Source organism: Natronorubrum texcoconense (assembly GCF_900100335.1).
Lineage (GTDB): Archaea > Halobacteriota > Halobacteria > Halobacteriales > Natrialbaceae > Natronorubrum > Natronorubrum texcoconense.
Map to the genome: position 1 here is coordinate 170,961 of NZ_FNFE01000004.1, position 18,888 is coordinate 189,848.

Sequence of the window (18,888 nt, forward strand, 5' to 3'; positions counted from 1 at the left end):
CTCTCAACGTCTGTCCCGTTCGCTGCTGCGTCTGGTGTGCCGATCCGCTGACTCGAGCGAGCCCACCGAGAGGCGATTAGAGCCAGTCGTCGCCCGGATCGTCGTCCGTCGCCTCCCTGTACGACTCGACCGCCGCCGCGAGGTTCTCGAGGGCCTTCTCCGGCGTCGGTCCCTGACTCGAGACGCCCGTCACCTCGTCGTCGGCGATGTGAAGGCCGTGCTCGTTCTCGCGTATGGTGACGTCCGCGTCCTCGAGGCCCTCGTACTCCGAGGGATCTACGTCTGCATCCGAACTCATACGCGTTCGTTGTTCGGGTCGGCGGAAATACGCATCGACGACGAGTGAGTGGGATCGTCGCATTCGGGGTCCGTCCGGATCCGTTCAGATATTTGCGGGCACACATATATATTAGCGACCAGCACGTACCGATGACCATGACCGAGTTCGATCCAGTCCCGGATCGGGAGGCCGTCGACGACGTGCGACAGCGGTGGCGCGAGACCACCGATACGTTCGACCGTGTCTACGACACCGCACTCGGCGTAACGGAGCCGACGCCGTACGCCAAGATCGCTTCGACAGCGGACTGTTCGCCGAACGCGGCGAAAAAACACCTCGATCGCCTCGCCGAGATGGGGATTGTACGGGCCGATCGGGACGCCCAACCGGCCCGCTACGAGCGCAACGACGGCTATCTCGAGTGGCAGGAAGCGAGTCGACTCGCTGAGGAACATACGGTCGAGGAGATCGTCGACCGCGTCGCCACGCTGGAGGATCGACGCGACGAGTACGTCGACGAATTCGGGACGACCGATCCGTCCTCGATCTCGGCGTTCGATCACGACGACCACGATGAGATCCACACGGTGATGACGCGGCTGAGCGACTGGCACGCCCTCGAGCGAGATATTCGCCTCTACGAACTCGCGCGCCAGATCGCACAGAACGACGGCCATCTCGTCCCAACCTCGCCGTAGATGGAGGGCTCGTCCGACGACGGCCCGCCGTCGACGGGGCCACCCGATCGCCGAACACTCCGAGTACTCGAGCGTCGACTCGCAGACGATCCACTCGTTTCACGAACGGCGTTCCGTCCCGGGAGCGACGAACCGCGCGTCCTCGAGGGATACATCGATACCGAGCCATATCCACCCTCGATCGATACCGCTCGGCTCGACGTTCGGTGGTTCACGACCGGCGGTTTTACCGTTCACTACGTCGAGACGACGGTCACTGACGACCACTGGGAGTGTCGGTGGGACAGACACCCGAACGTGCACAACGCGCGACTCCATTTCCATCGGCCGCCCGACGGAACCGACGTCGTGGATCTCGAGTTGCCGTCGCGCCACCCGATCGACGTCCTCTCGACGGTGCTGGCTGCCGTCGAAGATCGGATCGAACAGCTGTGGGACTGAATCGTGACCCGATTCCTGTCGTCCGTAGAAAAAGCCTTTAACACCGTCGCCCCGTAGTCGAAGCAAATGGTACTCGACGATCTCGGCAGTTCTCTGCGGGGAACTTTAGACAAACTCCGCGGGAAGTCACGACTCAGCGAGGAGGACATCGAGGAGATCGTCAAGGAGATCCAGCGCTCCTTGCTTTCGGCCGACGTCGACGTCTCGCTCGTGATGGAGCTGTCGGACAACATCAAAGCGCGGTCGCTCGAGGAAGAGCCCCCCGCCGGCACGCCGGCGCGGGACTTCGTCCTCCGCATCGTCTACGAGGAACTGGTCGACCTGATCGGCGAATCGACCGAACTGCCACTCGAGGAACAGACCATCCTTCTCGCCGGGCTGCAGGGGTCCGGTAAAACGACCTCCGCCGCGAAGATGGCCTGGTGGTTCTCGACGAAGGGACTGCGTCCGGCCGTGATCCAGACCGACACCTTCCGGCCCGGCGCCTACGAGCAGGCCCAGCAGATGGCCGGCCGCGCGGAAGTCGACTACTACGGGAATCCGGACAGCGAGGATCCGGTCGAAATCGCCCGGAAGGGACTCGAGGAGACCAGCGAGGCCGACGTCCACATCGTGGACACGGCGGGTCGCCACGCGCTCGAGGAGGACCTTATCGACGAGATCGAGCAGATCGAGGGCGTCGTCGAGCCCGACACCTCGCTGCTCGTGCTCGACGCCGCGATCGGGCAAGGGGCGAAGGACCAGGCCCAGCAGTTCGACGAGTCGATCGGCATCGACGGCGTCGTTATCACGAAACTCGATGGTACGGCAAAGGGTGGGGGAGCCCTCACGGCCGTCGATCAAACCGATTCCTCGATCGCCTTCCTCGGGACCGGCGAGGAGGTCCAGGACATCGAGCGCTTCGAGCCCGACGGCTTCATCTCCCGACTGCTCGGCATGGGCGACCTCGGCCAGCTCGCAGAGCGCGTCGAGCGCGCGATGGAGCAGACCGAGATGGAAGAGGACGACTGGGACCCCGAGGACATGTTGTCGGGTCAGTTCACTCTGAACGACATGCAAAAGCAGATGGAGGCGATGAACAACATGGGGCCGCTCGACCAAGTGATGGACATGATCCCCGGCTTCGGCGGCGGGATCAAGGATCAACTCCCCGACGACGCGATGGACGTCACCCAGGAGCGGATGCACACCTTCAGCGTCATCATGGACTCGATGACCGACGCCGAAAAGGAGTACCCCAAGGCCATCGGCGCGAGCCAGATCGAACGCATCGCCCGCGGCTCGGGCACCGAGGAGGAGAACGTCCGAGAACTGCTCCAGCAGTACAAGATGATGGAGAAGACGATCAAGCAGTTCCAGGGCATGGGTTCGGAAAAGGAGATGCAGCGGATGATGAAGCAGATGCAACAGGGCGGCGGCGGTGGCGGCGGTGGCGGCGGGATGGGCGGCATGGGTCCGTTCGGATAGCCGTTTCGACGCAACTCTGCCCGTAGACGCGGCTTCTCGCTATCGTTCCCGGCTCGTTTTGATTGACGCGTTTGCCACTACGTTCATAGGTCTCTAGACGAATCTCTGCGTATCAATGAACCGTCGACAGTATCTCACGCGGGCTGGGGCCGGCACGCTGGCGCTGCCTGCACTCGCCGGTTGTCTCGACGATCTCTCTCGCAGCGAGTCGACTACCAGCGCCGAGGACCGGACCGGCGAACGCGAACTCAGCCGAGCGGCTGGAACGCTGAACGAAGCTGCGCTCGCGCTGGATATCGAGGACGGCGGGGTGGACGACTCCGAGGACGTCGAGTTCGACCCGGACGAGCCTACCGGGCTGATCGACGACGCACGAGGTCACCTCGAGACCGCCGCGGCCGAACTGGACGACGACCGCGCGCTCGACATCGAGACGCTGGAAACGTATGCGGACATCCTCGAGGCGCTAGTCGTCGTGACCGAGACGATCACCGACGAAAACCTCGAGTCGGACGCCGACGCAGTCTTCGACGGCACCGTCGATGACGGCGACCTCGAGGATGCTACCGAAACCGTCGACCGATGGATGGACGAACTCGAGTCCGCTGAGGCGCGCCACGGCGGGGCCGTCAGCGACTACGAGGCGCTCGATGGCGATCGATTCGAGGAGCTGGCGCGGATCGATCCCGCGGATCTCGGGGACGGTATCGAGTCGCTCGGCGGCGTCCTCGGTTCGCTCGTGACGCTCGTCGATGGCTTCGATTCGATGCTCGTCGGGCACGCGGCGCTCGAGGACGGGCAGGAGTCCGTCGAGAACGACGAGTACGAGCGGGCGAAGGCCGCGTTCGGCGACGCGGAGTCGGCCTTCGAAACGGCGCGGAAGACGTTCGACGGGGCCGAAGACTCGCCGGCCAGACTGGACGATCAGTTCGAGACGGCACGCTGTCAGAGCGGCCATCTGGCGGCTGCAGCCGAGGCGTTCGGGGAGGCAGCGGCCGCGGCGGAGTCCGGTGATCTCCTCACGGCGAATCAGCGCGAGCGGGAGGCCGAACGATCGCTCGAGGCCGCCGACGACTGTACGGAGTAGCCGATCGAGGCGCTCTTACCAGCAACCTCTCCTTCGTCAGTCGGCAGTTGCCGCGTCGCCCTCGAGTGCGACGTCCGGCGGCAGCTCGTCGATGAGGACGACGGCATCGCCCTCGAGCACCGTCGTCTCGTCGCCGTCGGAGACGGTCGTTTCGATCCGGTACTTGCCGTCGCCGAGGTCGTCGACGATTTCACAGGTGGCCGTCACCCGTTCGCCGATCGATAGCGGGGCGAGGAAGCTACTTTCCTGGGAGAGATAGATCGTCAGTCCGGGCAGGCGGGCGAGTGCCGCACTGATCAGGCCGTTCGCGAGGATTCCGTGGACGATCCGCTCGCCGAACCGGGTCTCGGCGGCGTAGGCCTCATCGAGGTGGACGCGGTTCGTGTCGCCGGTGATCTCGGCGAACGCCTCGACGTCGTCGTCCGAAATCGCCTTCGAGAAGCGGGCGACGTCGCCGACGGACACGGTGGACTCGTCCTCGCCGCGGTACTCGAACTCCCAGTCGTCGCGTTCGTACAGGGTGTCGGTCCGGACCTGTCGTCGAGGGTGATGGCGCTCGAGACCGCCCGTTCGGTGTGCGAGGTGGGGGACGTAGTAGGACAGTTCCGTCGTCGTGAGGATGCCGACGAGCGTGCCGGATTCGTCGCTTTCGTCACCCGAATCGTCACGTTCGACGACCGGCAGGTGCTCGAGTCCGTTCCCGCGCAGGACGCCCACGGCGTCGACGATGGAGATGTCGGGTGCGATCGTCTCGAGCGGGGACGCCATCACGGTCTCGAGGTCGACGCCGCTGAGGTCGGCCCGCTCACAGAGGTGGCTCGCGAAGTCGCCCTCGGTGACGATCCCCACGGGTACGCCGTCGCGAACGACGACGACTGAACTGACATGTTCGTCTCGCATCAGGGTCGCAGCGTGGCTCGCGCTCGCGTCGGGCGGAGCGGTGACGACGTCGGTAACCATAATTTCGGAGACGGCGATCGTATCGTGCATCCCGTCGACGTACGTGTCGCTTCCCTTTCACTGCTGGCCCTGCCGGTGACTCGTGTCGTGACGTCGCTCGAAGCGCGGAAAATCGGTTCGGCTCCCGGAACGTGGTGCGCTCAGTCCTCGATCGGCCGGCCGTCTTCCGTCGGCGGTGCGACGTGGTCGACGTACTCCTCGAGCGTCGGCGCTTCGACCCGGACCCGGACGGCAATCTCGCCGAGTTCGGCGGGGTCGCCCACCGAGAAGTTGACGCGGTCCTCGAAGGCCGCCTGTTTCTTGAGCGCGAAGCTGAAGGTGTCGCCCTCCCGGTTCGCGAAGAACTCGCCGCGAGCGGTGTCTAAAATCTCCTGTCGGTGCAGCAGTTCCGAGAAGTGATCCATCGCGTGCGCTTCACCCCTGATCTCGCCGAACTCCTCCTCGAGATCGGCGTTCGGGAAGATGTTCGCGACGGCGTCGGCGACGCGGCTGGTAACTTCGGTGTCGTAGACCGGCGCCGTGATCTCGACGTCGACGCGGTAGATATCGGTCATGGTTGGTGGACCTCCGTGTTGCTCCCCGTAGTGGCTTCGGAATCGGTCGTCCCCCGCTCGATGATCGACTGGATTCGGTCGTGAAACGCCTCGAGCGTGGCCGTGTTCTCGACGACGACGTCGGCTCGCTCCATCGCGTCGTCCATCCCGAAGCCGCGCTCGCGCTCGTCGCGGGCGGCGAGTCCCTCCCCGCCCTCGTCCTCACCGACGTCGCGGCCGCGGTCGTCGATTCGCTCGGCTCTGACCTCGAACGGCGCTTCGATACTGACCAGCGTGAAGGTGCTCCCGAAGCGCTCCTCGAAGGCGTCGACCTCGGTGCCGGAGCGAATGCCGTCGACGAGGACGGTGTCGTGATCCTCGAGGCGGTCCTCGATCATCGGCAGCGAGCGCTCGGCGATCGCCGCCGGTCCGTTTTCCTCGCGCAGCGCCTGGGCGACCGTGCCGTGATCTTTCGCCGGGTCGAGCCCGCGGTCGGCGGTCTCCTGGCGGACGACGTCGCCCATCGTCACGACCGGGATTCCGTTCTCGCGTGCGACGGTGGCGGCCTCGCCCTTGCCGCTGCCGGGAAGCCCCACCGTTCCGATGACGTGCATCGAGGGGAGATACAGGCGAGGCTCGCATAAGGGCTGTGTTCGTCGGCCGGCGGGACTCGCCGCGTCACCCTATCCGATGATCGCAGTTGCAGTTACCGAAACGCCGGGCCCCGCTGGCGTGTCGCCTCGAATTCTCGAGGGGGCTTCACCGAGCCGCTGTGATCGGTTCCGTCGCGAATCGTCGTCCGGTTAATCTCGGCGTAGCGTTCGTCCACCGGTCTGTTGTACGGCTCGAAACAGCGGCGATAGCTGCAACCGTTTCCTGTCGAGACGGTAAAAATCGCCAATCCGTTTGAATCCGAGACCATCCTCCTCAACGGACTCTCCCCATTATTTGCCAATCGGACATCGGCTCAGGTGCGTACCATGAAAGCACCAACCCTCGACAGACGACGATTCACACAGGCACTCGGCGTCGGTATCGTCGCCGCCGTAGCAGGCTGTGCGGACGACGACGAAGAGGACCCTGAAAACGGCGACGAGATGGACGATGGGCTGGACGACGACGAGAACGGCCTCGAAGACGACGAGAACGGTCTCGACGACGATGAGGACGACGAGAACGGTCTCGACGACGATGAGGACGACGAGAACGGCCTCGACGACGACGAGGATGACGAAAACGGCCTCGACGACGACGAAGACGACGAAAACGGCCTCGACGACGACGAGGACGACGAGAACGGCCTCGACGACGACGAGGACGACGACCTGGGTGACGAAGACGCGTAAACACGCTGTTCGACGGTCTGGCCTGACGCCCACTCTTTTTCGAGCGTGATGTCGTATTGTGAGTTACCTCACCCGCGAAACCGTCGGTTCACACGTTGACGGCGGAGATACTACCACCGACGGACGGCAGTCGTGTGTAACCAGTTCGTCGCTGCGCCGGAAGCGGCGATCGGTGCGGTTATCCCCTCGTCCGCACCACTCACGACCGTGACGCAGCGATCCCTCTTCGTACGGGCGATCTGGTTTCTGGTCATCGGCTGGTGGGCGACGCCGATCGTAGTCAACGTCGCGTGGTTCCTGAACGTGACCGTCGTGCTGGCACCGATCGGAATCAAGGTGATCAACCTCGTGCCGACCGTCCTGACGCTGGCGGAACCGCGGTCGTTTACGAACCCCCAGTTGGCTCGCGGCCAGCACTCGCTGGTGGTGCGAGCGCTCTATTTCGTCTTCGTCGGCTGGTGGCTCAGCCTTTTTTGGGCCAACCTCGCCGCGTTTCTGGCGGTGACGATCATCGGGCTCCCGGTTGCGATCTGGCTGGCCAACCGGCTACCGTTCGTCACCTCGTTGTATCGATTTCACGGCTGATACGGTCTGCTGTAACTGTTTGCCGGAGCGACCACAAGACGGCCCGGTGTCGCTCCGGAAATCACGTACAGTGGATGGGGGAAGCCGAAATCCACACTGCTTATGCCAGTTGGTCGTTGATTCGTACTCGAGGGCGCGTAGCTCAGTCCGGAAAGAGCGTCGGACTTCTAATCCGACGGTCGTGGGTTCAAATCCCATCGCGCCCGTGATTTTCGACGAACGGCCGTGAGGAGGAAATCACGAATAGCGATGGGTTTGAACCCTGCCAGTCGCAGCGTCGAACGTAGTGAGACGATCGTCTGGTTTCGGTTCAAATCCCATCGCGCCGTGGTTCTGCAACGAACATGGGTGTGAATCCGTCCGATTTGCTCACACTGCTCGCTCCGATAACGTAATCATCGTTGACACCGTTAGTAGCCTACGTCGGCAGAGCCGGTCGACGGCATCACGCTGGGGATAGGGGGGAAATCACCGATCATCGCGACACGCGACGATCACCATCCCCGCTGCCGACGTGCGTACACCCTTTCAATACAAGTGCTCAGTACCTGAACGTAGTGAACGTTCAAGTGTAGACGACGGAAACCGAAGACGAGTGCTCTACTTTCACTGGCGGCGATGAGTTCCACGTCCTCTCCAGCCGATTTCTGCTCGCGGGCCAACGGCCCCCCTCGCATGGTTCGCGGAACCGGAGGTTACGCGCTAACGCTCGCTCACGAGTTCGCTCACTCATCCACCGGAAGACGCTCCGCGCCTTCCGAGCCATTCGCTCATTTCATTCGCGAAGACCTCGCGCAATTTTGGGTCGCGTCTCACTATTCGTTCGCCGCGGCTCACGGGTCGCTACGCTCCCCGTTCACACCCTCGAGGCGCTCCCGCGAGTCGCGCCTCGCAGCCAGCGCGCGCCACCGCAGGCGTGGATTGATCGGCTCTAGGGGTGTGTACTCCACCTATGCTGACGCTGAATGGGCCCCATTCCCACAGCATACCATTTCAGGCCGACGATACAACCCCCTCGAGTCCAACGTCCCTCCATGGACGATACAGCCGTCGACGCGACTGCCTACACCGATATCATCGCTAACTCTGATAGCTTCGCCGAGCAAGCGCGCCGCCGCGCCGAGACCGAACACGAGGTCGTCGAGTGGGCAATCGACGAACTCGAGTCGATCGTCGACGAGCAGGGGGTCAACGTAGAGCCGTTGCTCGAGTACGCCCGGCGGAGCCGCGAGAGTCTCCCCGAACGCCACCTGCGTGCCTACGAGGCGATGGCCGAGACGTTCGACGTCGATCCGGAGGTCTACGACGTCTACGTCTTCGCCTATTCGGAACTCTGCGAGGAACTGGCCGAGGGGACGGGGTGCTCCGAAAAGAATCCGAAGGGATGTACGAACGCGCTCGCCGCGCCGCCGAAAGTCGAGTCTGACGGGGGGTTCAACACCGGTAGCGCCGAGACGACCGCCGATCCGGGTGCCAGCGATGCCGGGCCGCTCGTGCTCAAAAACCGGGATATCGCGGGCCGCGGGACGCGACCGAAGTCGATCATCGAGCAGCCGCCGATCGACGACTACTACGGCTTTCTGACGGTCGACACTTGCGGCACGATTTCGACGTTCAAGGGCGTCAACGTCGGGGGCTGGTCGCGGCAAACACCTACATCGATAGCAAACGAGACGACGTCGATCCGGAGGACCAACTTCGAAACGGCACCGTCATCCGGATGATTCTCGAGGAGTGTGCCACCGTCGACGAGGCCCGCGAACTGCTCGAGTCTCACCAGACGCGTCACCTCTGTGGCCAGACGCTGTTTCTGGCGGACGCGACCGACGCCGCCCTGCTCGAGGTCGATCCGGTGGCCGAGCGGATCGTCGTCGACGACGATCCCGTCGTGACCAGGACGAACCACTTCGTGAACGGCGAGTCGACGCAGACCGAGAGTTCGACGGACCGACGCGAACGGTCGCTCGAGTTGCTCGAGGGCGTGGACCGACTCGATCGCGACGACCTCTGGGCGTTCGCGCAGGATCACGCGAACGGACCCGGCGACGACTCGATCTGTCGCCATCCGGAGCCCGAGACGGACGAACCGCACGCGTTCGGGCAGCTGACGACGGCGAGCACGGCGATCTTCGAGGGTGGCTCGCCGGTGATCGAGGTCGGGATGGGCAACCCCTGCGAGACGGAGCGAACGCGGTGTGAGTTCGGCGACGAGATCCCGACCGACTTCCGGACCGGCCAGCGGTGGCTCGATCGATTGCACTGACGGTCGATACTCGTTTTCCGGGTCGAGCGAAGCGTGCTAGATAGATCACGTAAATGCACCACGGTCACCGCCGTCCGAAACAACTTCACTAACAGTTGCTCGACCGACCTGTAAGCGCGGTTGACGATGTCCGACTTTAGCGCGCCGATAGGGGGTTTATGTCGTCTGACGGTGGAAAAACCAACGCAATGCCCTCATACATAACACTGTGGGAATACACCCAACAGGGCGTCGAAGACATCGAAGACAGTCCAGAACGGGTCGATGAAATCGAAGAGCTGTTCGAGGAGATGGGTGGCGAACTCCGGGACTTTTACATGCTGATGGGGCAGTACGATACGATCACTATCAGCGAGTTTCCCGACGACGAAACGGCAGCACAGGCAATCCTCGCAGTCACTGAACACGGTAACGTCACCTCGGAGACGCTGAAGGCGTTCTCTCGGGAGGCGACGCGAGAGTTGATCGACGGGCTCCCGTGAGTGTCTCCCGGACGGACCACGATCAATCGTCGACGCCGACGAGTCGAACACGAACGTAGACGTCGATCGTGTAGTCGGCTGACAGCTAGTTTACCGCGATTCTAACACCGATTCGTCCGCTGGATCGTACTGCCGGCCGTGCTGAACATCTCTTCCGTATTCACCACGCTACATCAGAGAGGAATCGGAGGGGCCACGACTTCTCGTGTTACGTCGGACGCATACACTGACCGTCTCGGCTCTGTCCCCAGTAAACTGAAAGACCGGTTCAGGCTCGAGCGGGCTGGGTCGCGAGGTCGGCTTCGAGCTGTCTCGCCGCCTCGAGTCGCAGCCGTTTCGCCTGCCGCTTCGTGAGCCGCGAGTCGGGGAGTCGATTCGCGAGCGGATCGTACGTCGATGGCGTGAACCCGAGTTGCTGTAGGTACGCACGGACGCTCGAGTCACTCAGACCGTCGTAGATCGCGGCGTCGGTGATCGATTCGACGGTCTCGAACTCGGGAAGGGGAACCTCACTACCGGCGTTCGAGTCGTCGCCGACGACGGTGCCGCGGGCGTCGGCGTGCGTGACGATCGATCGCACCTCTTCGGCGAGGTGGAGGATCTGACTCGGGAGCGCGGTGTCGGGCGAGCGCCACTCGACGGTCGGCATCGCCTTGCGCAGTCGAACGGGCGTCCAAACCGCGTCGTAGGGATCGAACTCGTCCTCGAAGTCGACCGGATCGACGCCGCGTTCGAGTGCGCGTTCGCGGAAGCCGTCGTAGGCGTCCTCGAGGTGGGTCTCCCACTCCTCGACGCTGTCGACGTAGGGCCAAAGCTGTCCCTGTTCGGGGCAGGCATCGTAACACGAGCGTCGGTAGAGGAACGGGCGCGCACACTCGAGGAGGCGCTCGCCGCGGTAGTGCGAGGAACTGTTGACGAGCGCGAACGCGGGGTCGAGCGCCGTCAACGTGTTCAGCTGATCGACGACGTTCGACTGTTCGAAGTGGATGTGCGTGCCGGCACAGACGCGGGCGTCCTCGAACGCCGGGCCGACGATCCGACGCTGGAGGTCGGTTCCCTGCTTGTCACGGTACGGGACCTCCTCCGGGCCGGCGTGTAGCGGGGTCGACAGCGGAACGAGCCGTTTGCCCTGTTCGCGTGCCGCGTCGACGGTGGTACTGATGAGGTCGCGGAACTCCGCGCGGAGTTCGGCCATCGACTGGCACGGGGTGGTCTTGATCTCGAGCATCGGCTCGACGAATTCGGGGTCGATCTGCTTCGAAACGTCGAGCAGTGATTCGGGTGGGACCAGGTCGCCGTCGTCGTCGATGACCCAGTACTCCACCTCGAGGCTGGTTTTCATGGATGGCTCCGTTGGGGGGTTTGGTGTTGCTGTGGCCCTCGAGCGAGCCGTCACCGGGCCAGCACGTGGACGGCGACCGTCGAACCCAAATGCGACGCACGAGTTCGTCCCCGTCCAGTGATTCGCTCCTGTAACTATCTCGGTAGGCCAGTACTACGTGAAGGGGTTGAGCCTGCGTGCGCAGGGGGTAGATCATCGGCTCAAGACCGTCCTTCTCCCGCGCATCGTGTGGTAAGCTACCCCTACGCACTGCCGACCGCAGTCCCGTGCGGATCGTGTCGCTCAACAACTCCACTAACACGAGTGTTACGTGGTTGCTTTCACGTCTCTGCTGGGTTCATAGCCGTGCAGTAACATTGTGTAACTAGATGAGCAACGAAACGACCGAAGACGACAGCGGAACTAACGCGTCGGTAATCATCGTCGGCGGCGGCGCCGCCGGATTGAGCGCGGCGCTGTTTACGGCGAAGAACGGCCTCGAGACCACGGTGTTCGACACGGACGAGACCTGGATGCACAAGGCCCACCTGTTCAACTACCTCGGCATCGGCTCGGTCGGCGGCAGCGAGTTCATGGCGACCGCCCGCCAGCAGGTCGACGACTTCGGTGCCGACCGCCATCAGGACGAACCCGTGACCGCGGTCACCGAGACTGACGACGGCTTCGCGGTCGAAACCGACGACGGCGACTACGAAGCCGACTACGTCGTCCTCGCGACGGGTGCCAACCGCGACCTCGCGGCCGAGATCGGCTGCGAGTTCACCGACGCGGACGTCGTCGACGTCGGCGTCGAGATGGAGACGAGCGTACCGGGACTGTACGCGACGGGTGCGATGGTTCGGCCGGAGGAGTGGCAGGCCGCCATCGCGGTTGGCGACGGCGCCGCCGCAGCACTCAACATCCTCTCGAGCGTCAAGGGCGAACACTACCACGACTTCGACGTTCCCGCCGACGCGGCGCGCGTCTTCGGCGAACAGCTCGCTGAATAACCCTCTGAACGGATTTACACCACATGTCCAACGAGACCCAGAACCCAGTCACGCCCGCGCTACCCGACAGCCCCGTCCACATGACGGGCACCGATCACGTCACCATCTGGGGGAGCAACGAGGCCGACACCGTCGAGTTCTACCGCGACCTCCTCGGGATGCCCCTCGTCCTCCGCCAGCCCAACCTCGACGACCCCTCCCAGACGCACCTGTTCTTCGACACGGGCGACGGTCGCATCCTCACTTTCTTCGTCAGCGACGACCGCCCGTCGAACCGGCAGGGCCAGCGTGGCGGCGTCGGCGCCGTCCACCACCTCTGTTTCAGCGTCGACCCCGACGAGTACGAGGAGACGATGCAGGCACTCGAGGACGCGGGCCACCGCTACAACGTCTTCGACCGCGGCATCTTCCACTCGATCTACACCACGGACAACAACGGGCTGGTGATCGAACTCTCGGCCGACAAGTACGAGATTCCCAACGACCGCCGCGGCGAGATCCTGGCGAAAGCGCAGGAACTTCGCGAGGAAGACGGCGCCGACTACGCCAAGGACGAACACCTCCGCGGCGCGATCGAGGCGCTCGGTCTCGAGGTCGTCGAACACGACCTTCCCGACGCCAGCGCCGGCACCGGTGGTCTCTGATGGGCGCCGAGTACGACGTCGACGGCCCGCATCAGGGTCAGCCACTCGTCACCGGCGGCACGCCCCTCGAGGATGCTTCCGCCGCGATCGTACTCACCCACGGGCGCGGCGCAACGGCCCGGAGCATCGTCCAGATGGGCGAAGAGGTTCACCGAGACGGCGTCGCACTCCTCGCGCCGCAGGCCGCGCGTAACACCTGGTACCCGAACTCGTTTCTCGCCCCCGTCGAGCGGAACGAGCCGGGGAGAACGTCGGGCTTGCGGGCTATCTCGGAAGCGATCGAGCGGGCGAACGACGCCGGTATCCCGACCGAGCGCCTCATGTTCGTCGGCTTCTCGCAGGGGGCCTGCCTCGCAAGCGAATTCGCCGCCCGAAATCCGCGACGCTACGGCGGCCTCGCCGCCCTGAGCGGCGGCCTCATCGGCGAGTCGGTCGAGCTCGACGACTACGCAACCGACGGCGCGGACCTCGAGGAAACCCCCGTCTTCCTCGGCTGTAGCGATGTCGACCCGCACATTCCCGAGGAGCGGGTCCACGAGACGGCCGACGTGCTCGCGGCGATGAACGCCGACGTCACGAAACGGCTCTACGAGGGGATGGGCCACGGCGTCAACGAGGACGAACTCGAGTTCGTCTCCGAGATGGTCGCGACGCTGGTCGACTGAACTCGCGGCCTTCGGCTGTGACCGACTGTCTGTTCGCAACGACCGTTCGTCTCGAGCGAACGGCGACTTATTTTGCCTACGCGCGTAGTACCGACAATGGCACCCTACAGCGCGGACCGGCGGACGCTCCTCTCGGGAGTAGCTGGGACCCTTACGACGGTCTCCATCGCCGGCTGTCTGGGGACGGACTCGAGCGACGATAACGGGGACGACGAACCCGACCCCGTCGTCGACGAAGCGGAGTTCGTCGAGGGCGACACCGATCCGGACGCGTGGCGGGACGTCGAGGAGATCCGATTCGACGGTCACGTCGGCGGCTGGGTCGGCGTCGAACCGGCCGCCGTCGACCGCGTCGAGAACCCGAAGCTCGTGCTCGAGGCGGGCCGAGAGTACGAACTCACCTGGGAGAACATGGACGGCGTCCACCACAACATCGCGTTCTGGGACGACGACCGCGAGGTCGTCAACGGCTACTCGACCGACGGCAACGAGATCGTCGGCGAGCGCGAGACGCTCGCGTTCGAGGCGACCCCCGAGATGGCGACGTATCGCTGTGAGTACCAACCGGAGGGTCAGGTCGGTGATGTCGTGGTGCTCGAGGATGCGGACGCCACCTCGTAAACGCACTCACGAACTCAGGTAGCACCGATTACCGGACGACGGTCACGGAAACGGGTGCTCGGCGGACGACTCGTTCGGCCACGCTGCCGAGCAGCACCCGCGAAACGCCCTCTCGCCCGTGGCTCCCGACGATGATGTGGTCGACGTCGTGTTCCTCCGCGAATGTGACGATCTCGCGTGCGGGATCCCCAGTGGCGGTCTCCGTTCGGAAGTCGACGTCGGCGGTGTCGACGATCTCCGGGAGGTCCGCGCGGAGTTTCTCGGCGGCCGTCTCCCGACGGTCGGTGAGCAGTTCGTGAACGGCTTTGATGCTCGCCTCCGTGTAGCCGTCCGCGACGTCGACGACGCGCAACAGGACGATCTCCTCGTCTGCGTACTCGTCGAACGCGCGTTTCACTGCCTTCTGTGCCGGTGCCGAACCGTCGTACGCGACGAGGATTGTCATGGTTCGTCGGTACGGGTGCCGGAGCCATAAATCCGGCCGAAGCGTTTCGGTCGGCTGGAACTCGCTCGGGAGATGCACCCTCGAGCGACGCTGCGAACGCAAAAATACGGATCGGACGGTTCGCTTAGTCTTCGAACCCGTCTTCAAACGTAAACGTCCCGTCGCGCTGCACCACTTCCCCGTCGACCTCGATGACCGAGTCATTCCGAACTTTTTCCGCTCGGGTAGCTCACTTCGTTCGCTACCACTCACGCAAAAACTTCGATGAAAAAGTCCGCGACTCACTCCGTTTGTCGCGGTCGGTACTCCTCACGGCTCGCGCCGTTCCCCGGTCGGATTCGCGGCGTTTTAACTCCGCTCAGCCGTCGCTCTCCTCAAAGACGAACGTCCCGTCCTCCTGAACGCGCTCGCCGTCGACTTCGATGAACGAATCCTCGCTCATGTCGACGATCATGTCCACGTGGACCGCGGAGTCGTTGGCCTCGTTGCCTTCGCCGACGGTGTCGTCGTAGGCCCGGCCGACGGCCATGTGGACCGTATCGCCCATCTTCTCGTCGAAGAGCATGTTGTAGGTAAACCGGTCGATGTCGCGGTTCATCCCGATACCGAGTTCGCCCAGTCGGCGAGCGCCGTCGTCGGTGTTCAGAACCTCGGTCAGGACCTCTTCGTTCTTCGCCGCCGAGTGGTCGATCACTTCGCCGCCCTCGAACTCGAGGTAGACGTCCGTGATCTCCCGGCCCTGATGGTAGAGCGGCATGTCGAACAGCACCTCGCCCTCGACGCTGTCGGGCTGGGGGGCGGTGAAGACCTCGCCGCCGGGGAGGTTGTGCTCGCCGTAGTCGTTGAGCGTCGGATTGCCCTCGATCGACATCGTCACGTCGGTCGTCTCGCCGCTCTTGATGCGGATCTCCGAGGCGGGATCCATGAGCTCGACCATGTTCGCCTGGTGCTCGCGCTGCTCGTCCCAGTCCTTGTTGACGGCGTCCCAAACGAAGCCCTCGTAGCCCTCCGTCGACATCTCCGCGAGCTGGGCGTTCGCCGGCGCGGGGTACTGCGTGAGACACCAGCGCGTCGAGAGCCGTTCCTCGAGAATTGGTCGGTGGGCCTGCTGGTAAGCCGCGCTGGTCTCGGGATCGACATCCGCGGTCTGGGTGACGTTGTCGTCCGCCCGAATCGCGATGTAGACGTCCGTATTCTGGATGAGCGCGAGTTCGTGCTCGGGGGTTTCGTACTCGTCGTCACCGGCCCGCAAAAAGGCGCGCCGCTGGCGGGCACCCGTTCGCTGACTCACTGTCATCGGGTTCGCGCCGGCGTCGCCGATCACTTCGTGGAGGGCGACGACCAGGTCCTCGGCGACGGGGTGGGCATCGACGACGACGTTGTCTCCGTCCTGCAGATCGACCGAGTGATTCGCAATGATTTCGGCGTGTTCGCGGATACGCGGGTCCATGTGCCAGACGTCTCCCGACGCCGGGATACCGTTTTCGAATCGAAATGGTACGAAACTCAGTCTCGGTTCGCCAGAAAGATCCCGAGGTAGATCGACGCCAACGCGCAGGCGACGCCGGCGCCGAACGCGAGCGTAAAGGGCGACTCGAGGCTCACCTCGCCGCTGTCGTCGAGCACCCAGCCGGAGAAGCCGAGCGCGAGCAGCCCGAACGCCGCGAGTCGGAGCGCCGAAACGAGGTGGGTGCTGGGACCGGTTGGTTCGCCCATACGATGGGTGCCGCTCGAGACCGTAGAAAACCTTGGGGTTTCGATGTGTTCGCCACCGTGGCGGAGCCGATATGCCGTCGACTATTTCTGCCCGCACTGCACACCTCGAGTCATGATCGATCTGCGCTCGGATACGGTGACGAAACCGGACAATGTGATGCGCGAGGCGGCCCACAACGCCGACGTTGGCGACGACGTCTACGGCGAGGACCCGACGGTGAACGAACTCGAGGCCCGCGCCGCGGAGGCGGTAGGGATGGAGGCCGCTCTGTACGTTCCCTCGGGAACGATGGGCAACCAGATCGCGGCGCGGGTCCACACCGACCGCGGACAGGAGGTGCTCGCGGACCGCAAGAGCCACGTCGTGAAGTACGAACTCGGCGGGTTCGCCCAGCACGCCGAACTGCAGGTCCGGATGCTCGAGACCGATCGCGGGGTTCCGTCGCCCGACCAGATCGCAGACGAGTACGTCGCGGAGGACCTCCACCGGCCCGGTACCGGCCTCGTTTGTCTCGAGAACACGCACAACGCCCGCGGCGGACTCGCCATCGCGCCCGAGCGGATCGCGGCCGCGGCCGACGCGGCCCGCGAGCGCGACGTTCCGGTGCATCTCGACGGGGCGCGACTGTTCAACGCCGCGACGGCGCTTTCCGTCCCCGCAGCCGAACTCGTCGATCCGGTCGACTCGGTCATGTTCTGTCTCTCGAAGGGGCTCGGTGCACCCGTCGGCTCGATGCTGGCGGGTAGCGAGGAGTTCGTCGAGCGGGCCCGTCGCACCCGCAAACTGCTCGGCGGCGGAATGCGCCAGGCCGGGATCATCGCTGCGCCCGGCCTGCAGGCGCTCGAGAACGTCTCCGACCTCGAGACCGACCACGAACACGCTCGGCTACTGGCCGACGGACTGGCCGAGATTTCGGGATTCGACGTCCAAGAGCCGGAGACGAACATCGTTCTCGTGGACGTCGCGGGGACGGGTCTCGAGACGGAGACGGTGCTCGAGGAACTCGCGGAACGAGACGTACTGGCGACGCCGTTCGGGCCGACGACGATCCGGTTCTGTACCCACCGGGACGTTTCAGGCGACGATATCGAGACGGCGCTCGAGGCCGCTAGGAACGCGTTCGACGCGAGCTAACCTCCCGATCAGCGACCCATGCCTTCGCGGAACTCGAGGATGGTCTTGCGGAGGAGCAGGTACGAGAAGAAAACGAGCGACAGGAGGATCAACACGATCACGATGATAACGGGATCGTCGGGGAGGAAGCCCAGCATACGAGAGCGTTACCGTGTCGGGGTGCAAAACCGTTTCGACCTCGTTCACGTATCCGCAGCGTGCCACGATACGATCGCAGAACGGTGGACGGCTGGTCGTACGACGGCCCCGTAAGCCAGTCGTACAGTAACTAAAACCGTATTTTCACCTTACGCTGGGTATATGCGCTCGGCGCGCGTAGCTATCGATGCGTCTCGGTCGCCGGCCCTCCACCCTCGTGATCGAGACCACCCGTCCGTTCGATCACCCTCACACCAGCCTCCGTCGACTTCCGACCGCCAGTTCGGACCGAACGGGCGATTTTCGGGCCGGGACGGCCGGCCCGAGTGTTCCCGCTTCACTCGCACACCGAGCGTGTTCTCGGTACCGCGACACCCCGCTGACGCCTGGTTCCCCTGACGCAACGGTTTCCGTACACCGATACCGCTCCCGCAGGTTATTCCTGCAGCGTGTCTGTTCTCGGCACCGTCAGCTCGAACGACGTCACTACCGTCCCGTCGGGTTCGCGGATTTCACCCTCGAGCGTCCGCCGTTCGCCGTTCGCCTCTTCACCCTGTCTTTCGGCCGCGTCGGCGTCCGTTCGCGGCCTGAGCACGGCGAACCCCGGGCGATTTCCGCGCGGATCGGCGTGGCTGCCGGGATTCAACAGGAGGACGTCCTCAGTTTCGACGACCGTCGGTCGGTGGCTGTGACCCGAGACGACGACGTCGGCGTCTCGGGAGCGACCGAACATCGCCAGTCCCGTCTCTCCGCCGTCCCGTCGATGGGTTACGGCGAACCGGACACCCGCCTCTTCGACGACGCGAGCCGTCGGTAACCGCTCGCGGACGGCCGCGCTGTCGGCGTTGCCGTGGACTGGAAAGAACACCGCACACTCCTCCTGGAACGACTCGAGTGCGGCCTCGCTCGTGAAATCGCCGGCGTGGATCACGACGTCGGCCTCGCGGGCCGCTCGCAGGGCCGCGCCCTCGAGTTCGTGTCCACTGGCGCTGTGCGTATCCGAGAAAATCGCGATCATACCGGTGTTACGGGCTACGGGGTGACGTTTGTT

At 64.3% G+C, this 18,888-nt stretch carries 22 protein-coding genes, 1 tRNA gene and 1 pseudogene; 14 read left to right on the forward strand and 10 right to left on the reverse strand.

The window, feature by feature from the left end:
• Window positions 1-76: 76 nt before the first annotated feature.
• A complete protein-coding gene (locus tag BLT08_RS13585; RefSeq protein WP_090309163.1) occupies window positions 77-298 on the reverse strand; it encodes a type II toxin-antitoxin system HicB family antitoxin in 222 nt (73 codons plus the stop codon).
• A 137-nt stretch (window positions 299-435) separates the two neighbouring features.
• Between BLT08_RS13585 and BLT08_RS13590 the strand changes: the two genes are divergently transcribed.
• The 4 genes from BLT08_RS13590 (at window position 436) to BLT08_RS13605 (ending at window position 3,973) form a co-directional block, all read left to right on the forward strand.
• A complete protein-coding gene (locus tag BLT08_RS13590; RefSeq protein ID WP_090309166.1) occupies window positions 436-978 on the forward strand; it encodes a DUF7342 family protein in 543 nt (180 codons plus the stop codon).
• Entirely contained in the window at window positions 979-1,419 is a 441-nt protein-coding gene (locus BLT08_RS13595; RefSeq protein WP_090308289.1) for a toxin-antitoxin system TumE family protein, read from the forward strand.
• 66 nt (window positions 1,420-1,485) lie between these two features.
• The gene (locus tag BLT08_RS13600; protein ID WP_090308293.1) at window positions 1,486-2,886 is read left to right on the forward strand and encodes a signal recognition particle protein Srp54; all 1,401 of its coding nucleotides are present in this window, start codon (window positions 1,486-1,488) and stop codon (window positions 2,884-2,886) included.
• A gap of 115 nt (window positions 2,887-3,001) precedes the next feature.
• A complete protein-coding gene (locus tag BLT08_RS13605) occupies window positions 3,002-3,973 on the forward strand; it encodes a hypothetical protein (RefSeq protein ID WP_090308296.1) in 972 nt (323 codons plus the stop codon).
• A gap of 36 nt (window positions 3,974-4,009) precedes the next feature.
• Here the strand turns inward: BLT08_RS13605 and BLT08_RS13610 are convergent, their stop codons facing one another.
• From BLT08_RS13610 to BLT08_RS13620, 3 genes are all read right to left on the reverse strand, one after another.
• Complete coding sequence (locus BLT08_RS13610) at window positions 4,010-4,963, reverse strand: CBS domain-containing protein (RefSeq protein WP_090308300.1); 954 nt, start codon at window positions 4,961-4,963, stop codon at window positions 4,010-4,012.
• Between the two features lie 110 nt (window positions 4,964-5,073).
• Entirely contained in the window at window positions 5,074-5,487 is a 414-nt protein-coding gene (locus tag BLT08_RS13615; RefSeq protein ID WP_090308305.1) for an RNA-binding domain-containing protein, read from the reverse strand.
• The gene (locus tag BLT08_RS13620) at window positions 5,484-6,080 is read right to left on the reverse strand and encodes an AAA family ATPase (protein WP_090308308.1); all 597 of its coding nucleotides are present in this window, start codon (window positions 6,078-6,080) and stop codon (window positions 5,484-5,486) included. The genes BLT08_RS13615 and BLT08_RS13620 overlap by 4 nt, the downstream gene beginning before the upstream one ends.
• Before the next feature lie 366 nt (window positions 6,081-6,446).
• Here BLT08_RS13620 and BLT08_RS13625 point away from each other — a divergent pair, with 366 nt between their 5' ends.
• From BLT08_RS13625 to BLT08_RS13645, 5 genes and pseudogenes are all read left to right on the forward strand, one after another.
• On the forward strand, window positions 6,447-6,812 hold the full coding sequence (locus BLT08_RS13625; RefSeq protein ID WP_090308311.1) for a hypothetical protein: 366 nt from the start codon (window positions 6,447-6,449) through the stop codon (window positions 6,810-6,812).
• 207 nt (window positions 6,813-7,019) lie between these two features.
• Window positions 7,020-7,397: a YccF domain-containing protein gene (locus BLT08_RS13630; RefSeq protein WP_090309171.1), complete on the forward strand. Its 378-nt coding sequence runs from the start codon at window positions 7,020-7,022 to the stop codon at window positions 7,395-7,397.
• Between the two features lie 131 nt (window positions 7,398-7,528).
• A tRNA-Arg gene (locus BLT08_RS13635) sits at window positions 7,529-7,603 on the forward strand.
• A gap of 828 nt (window positions 7,604-8,431) precedes the next feature.
• Window positions 8,432-9,660 (forward strand): annotated as a pseudogene (locus BLT08_RS13640) (C45 family autoproteolytic acyltransferase/hydolase).
• A 188-nt stretch (window positions 9,661-9,848) separates the two neighbouring features.
• The gene (locus BLT08_RS13645) at window positions 9,849-10,142 is read left to right on the forward strand and encodes a GYD domain-containing protein (RefSeq protein WP_090308314.1); all 294 of its coding nucleotides are present in this window, start codon (window positions 9,849-9,851) and stop codon (window positions 10,140-10,142) included.
• 268 nt (window positions 10,143-10,410) lie between these two features.
• Here the strand turns inward: BLT08_RS13645 and BLT08_RS13650 are convergent, their stop codons facing one another.
• The gene (locus BLT08_RS13650; protein ID WP_090308318.1) at window positions 10,411-11,484 is read right to left on the reverse strand and encodes a glutamate-cysteine ligase family protein; all 1,074 of its coding nucleotides are present in this window, start codon (window positions 11,482-11,484) and stop codon (window positions 10,411-10,413) included.
• A 368-nt stretch (window positions 11,485-11,852) separates the two neighbouring features.
• Between BLT08_RS13650 and BLT08_RS13655 the strand changes: the two genes are divergently transcribed.
• From BLT08_RS13655 to BLT08_RS13670, 4 genes are all read left to right on the forward strand, one after another.
• Window positions 11,853-12,473: an FAD-dependent oxidoreductase gene (locus tag BLT08_RS13655; protein ID WP_090308322.1), complete on the forward strand. Its 621-nt coding sequence runs from the start codon at window positions 11,853-11,855 to the stop codon at window positions 12,471-12,473.
• A 23-nt stretch (window positions 12,474-12,496) separates the two neighbouring features.
• On the forward strand, window positions 12,497-13,117 hold the full coding sequence (locus BLT08_RS13660) for a VOC family protein (protein WP_090308326.1): 621 nt from the start codon (window positions 12,497-12,499) through the stop codon (window positions 13,115-13,117).
• Entirely contained in the window at window positions 13,117-13,782 is a 666-nt protein-coding gene (locus BLT08_RS13665; protein WP_090308331.1) for an alpha/beta hydrolase, read from the forward strand. Before BLT08_RS13660 ends, BLT08_RS13665 begins: the two co-directional genes overlap by 1 nt.
• A 96-nt stretch (window positions 13,783-13,878) precedes the next feature.
• Window positions 13,879-14,403, forward strand: a complete 525-nt coding sequence (locus BLT08_RS13670; protein ID WP_090308335.1) for a cupredoxin domain-containing protein — start codon at window positions 13,879-13,881, stop codon at window positions 14,401-14,403.
• Window positions 14,404-14,431: 28 nt separating this feature from the next.
• On the opposite strand, the gene BLT08_RS13675 is transcribed toward BLT08_RS13670, so the two are convergent.
• The 3 genes from BLT08_RS13675 to BLT08_RS13685 all read right to left on the reverse strand — a co-directional run bounded on the left by BLT08_RS13675 (window position 14,432) and on the right by BLT08_RS13685 (window position 16,564).
• On the reverse strand, window positions 14,432-14,848 hold the full coding sequence (locus BLT08_RS13675; RefSeq protein WP_090308339.1) for a universal stress protein: 417 nt from the start codon (window positions 14,846-14,848) through the stop codon (window positions 14,432-14,434).
• Window positions 14,849-15,206: 358 nt separating this feature from the next.
• Window positions 15,207-16,298: an aminopeptidase gene (locus BLT08_RS13680; RefSeq protein WP_090308342.1), complete on the reverse strand. Its 1,092-nt coding sequence runs from the start codon at window positions 16,296-16,298 to the stop codon at window positions 15,207-15,209.
• A 56-nt stretch (window positions 16,299-16,354) separates the two neighbouring features.
• On the reverse strand, window positions 16,355-16,564 hold the full coding sequence (locus tag BLT08_RS13685) for a hypothetical protein (RefSeq protein ID WP_090308347.1): 210 nt from the start codon (window positions 16,562-16,564) through the stop codon (window positions 16,355-16,357).
• 112 nt (window positions 16,565-16,676) lie between these two features.
• On the opposite strand from BLT08_RS13685, the gene BLT08_RS13690 reads away from it, so the two are divergent.
• Window positions 16,677-17,699 (forward strand): threonine aldolase family protein, encoded by a 1,023-nt coding sequence (locus BLT08_RS13690; RefSeq protein WP_090308350.1) that lies wholly within the window; start codon window positions 16,677-16,679, stop codon window positions 17,697-17,699.
• Window positions 17,700-17,707: 8 nt separating this feature from the next.
• Here the strand turns inward: BLT08_RS13690 and BLT08_RS23635 are convergent, their stop codons facing one another.
• Both BLT08_RS23635 and BLT08_RS13695 read right to left on the reverse strand, forming a co-directional pair.
• Window positions 17,708-17,836 (reverse strand): DUF7859 family protein, encoded by a 129-nt coding sequence (locus BLT08_RS23635; RefSeq protein ID WP_006092488.1) that lies wholly within the window; start codon window positions 17,834-17,836, stop codon window positions 17,708-17,710.
• A gap of 437 nt (window positions 17,837-18,273) precedes the next feature.
• Window positions 18,274-18,855, reverse strand: a complete 582-nt coding sequence (locus tag BLT08_RS13695) for a metallophosphoesterase (RefSeq protein WP_090308354.1) — start codon at window positions 18,853-18,855, stop codon at window positions 18,274-18,276.
• Window positions 18,856-18,888 lie beyond the last annotated feature (33 nt).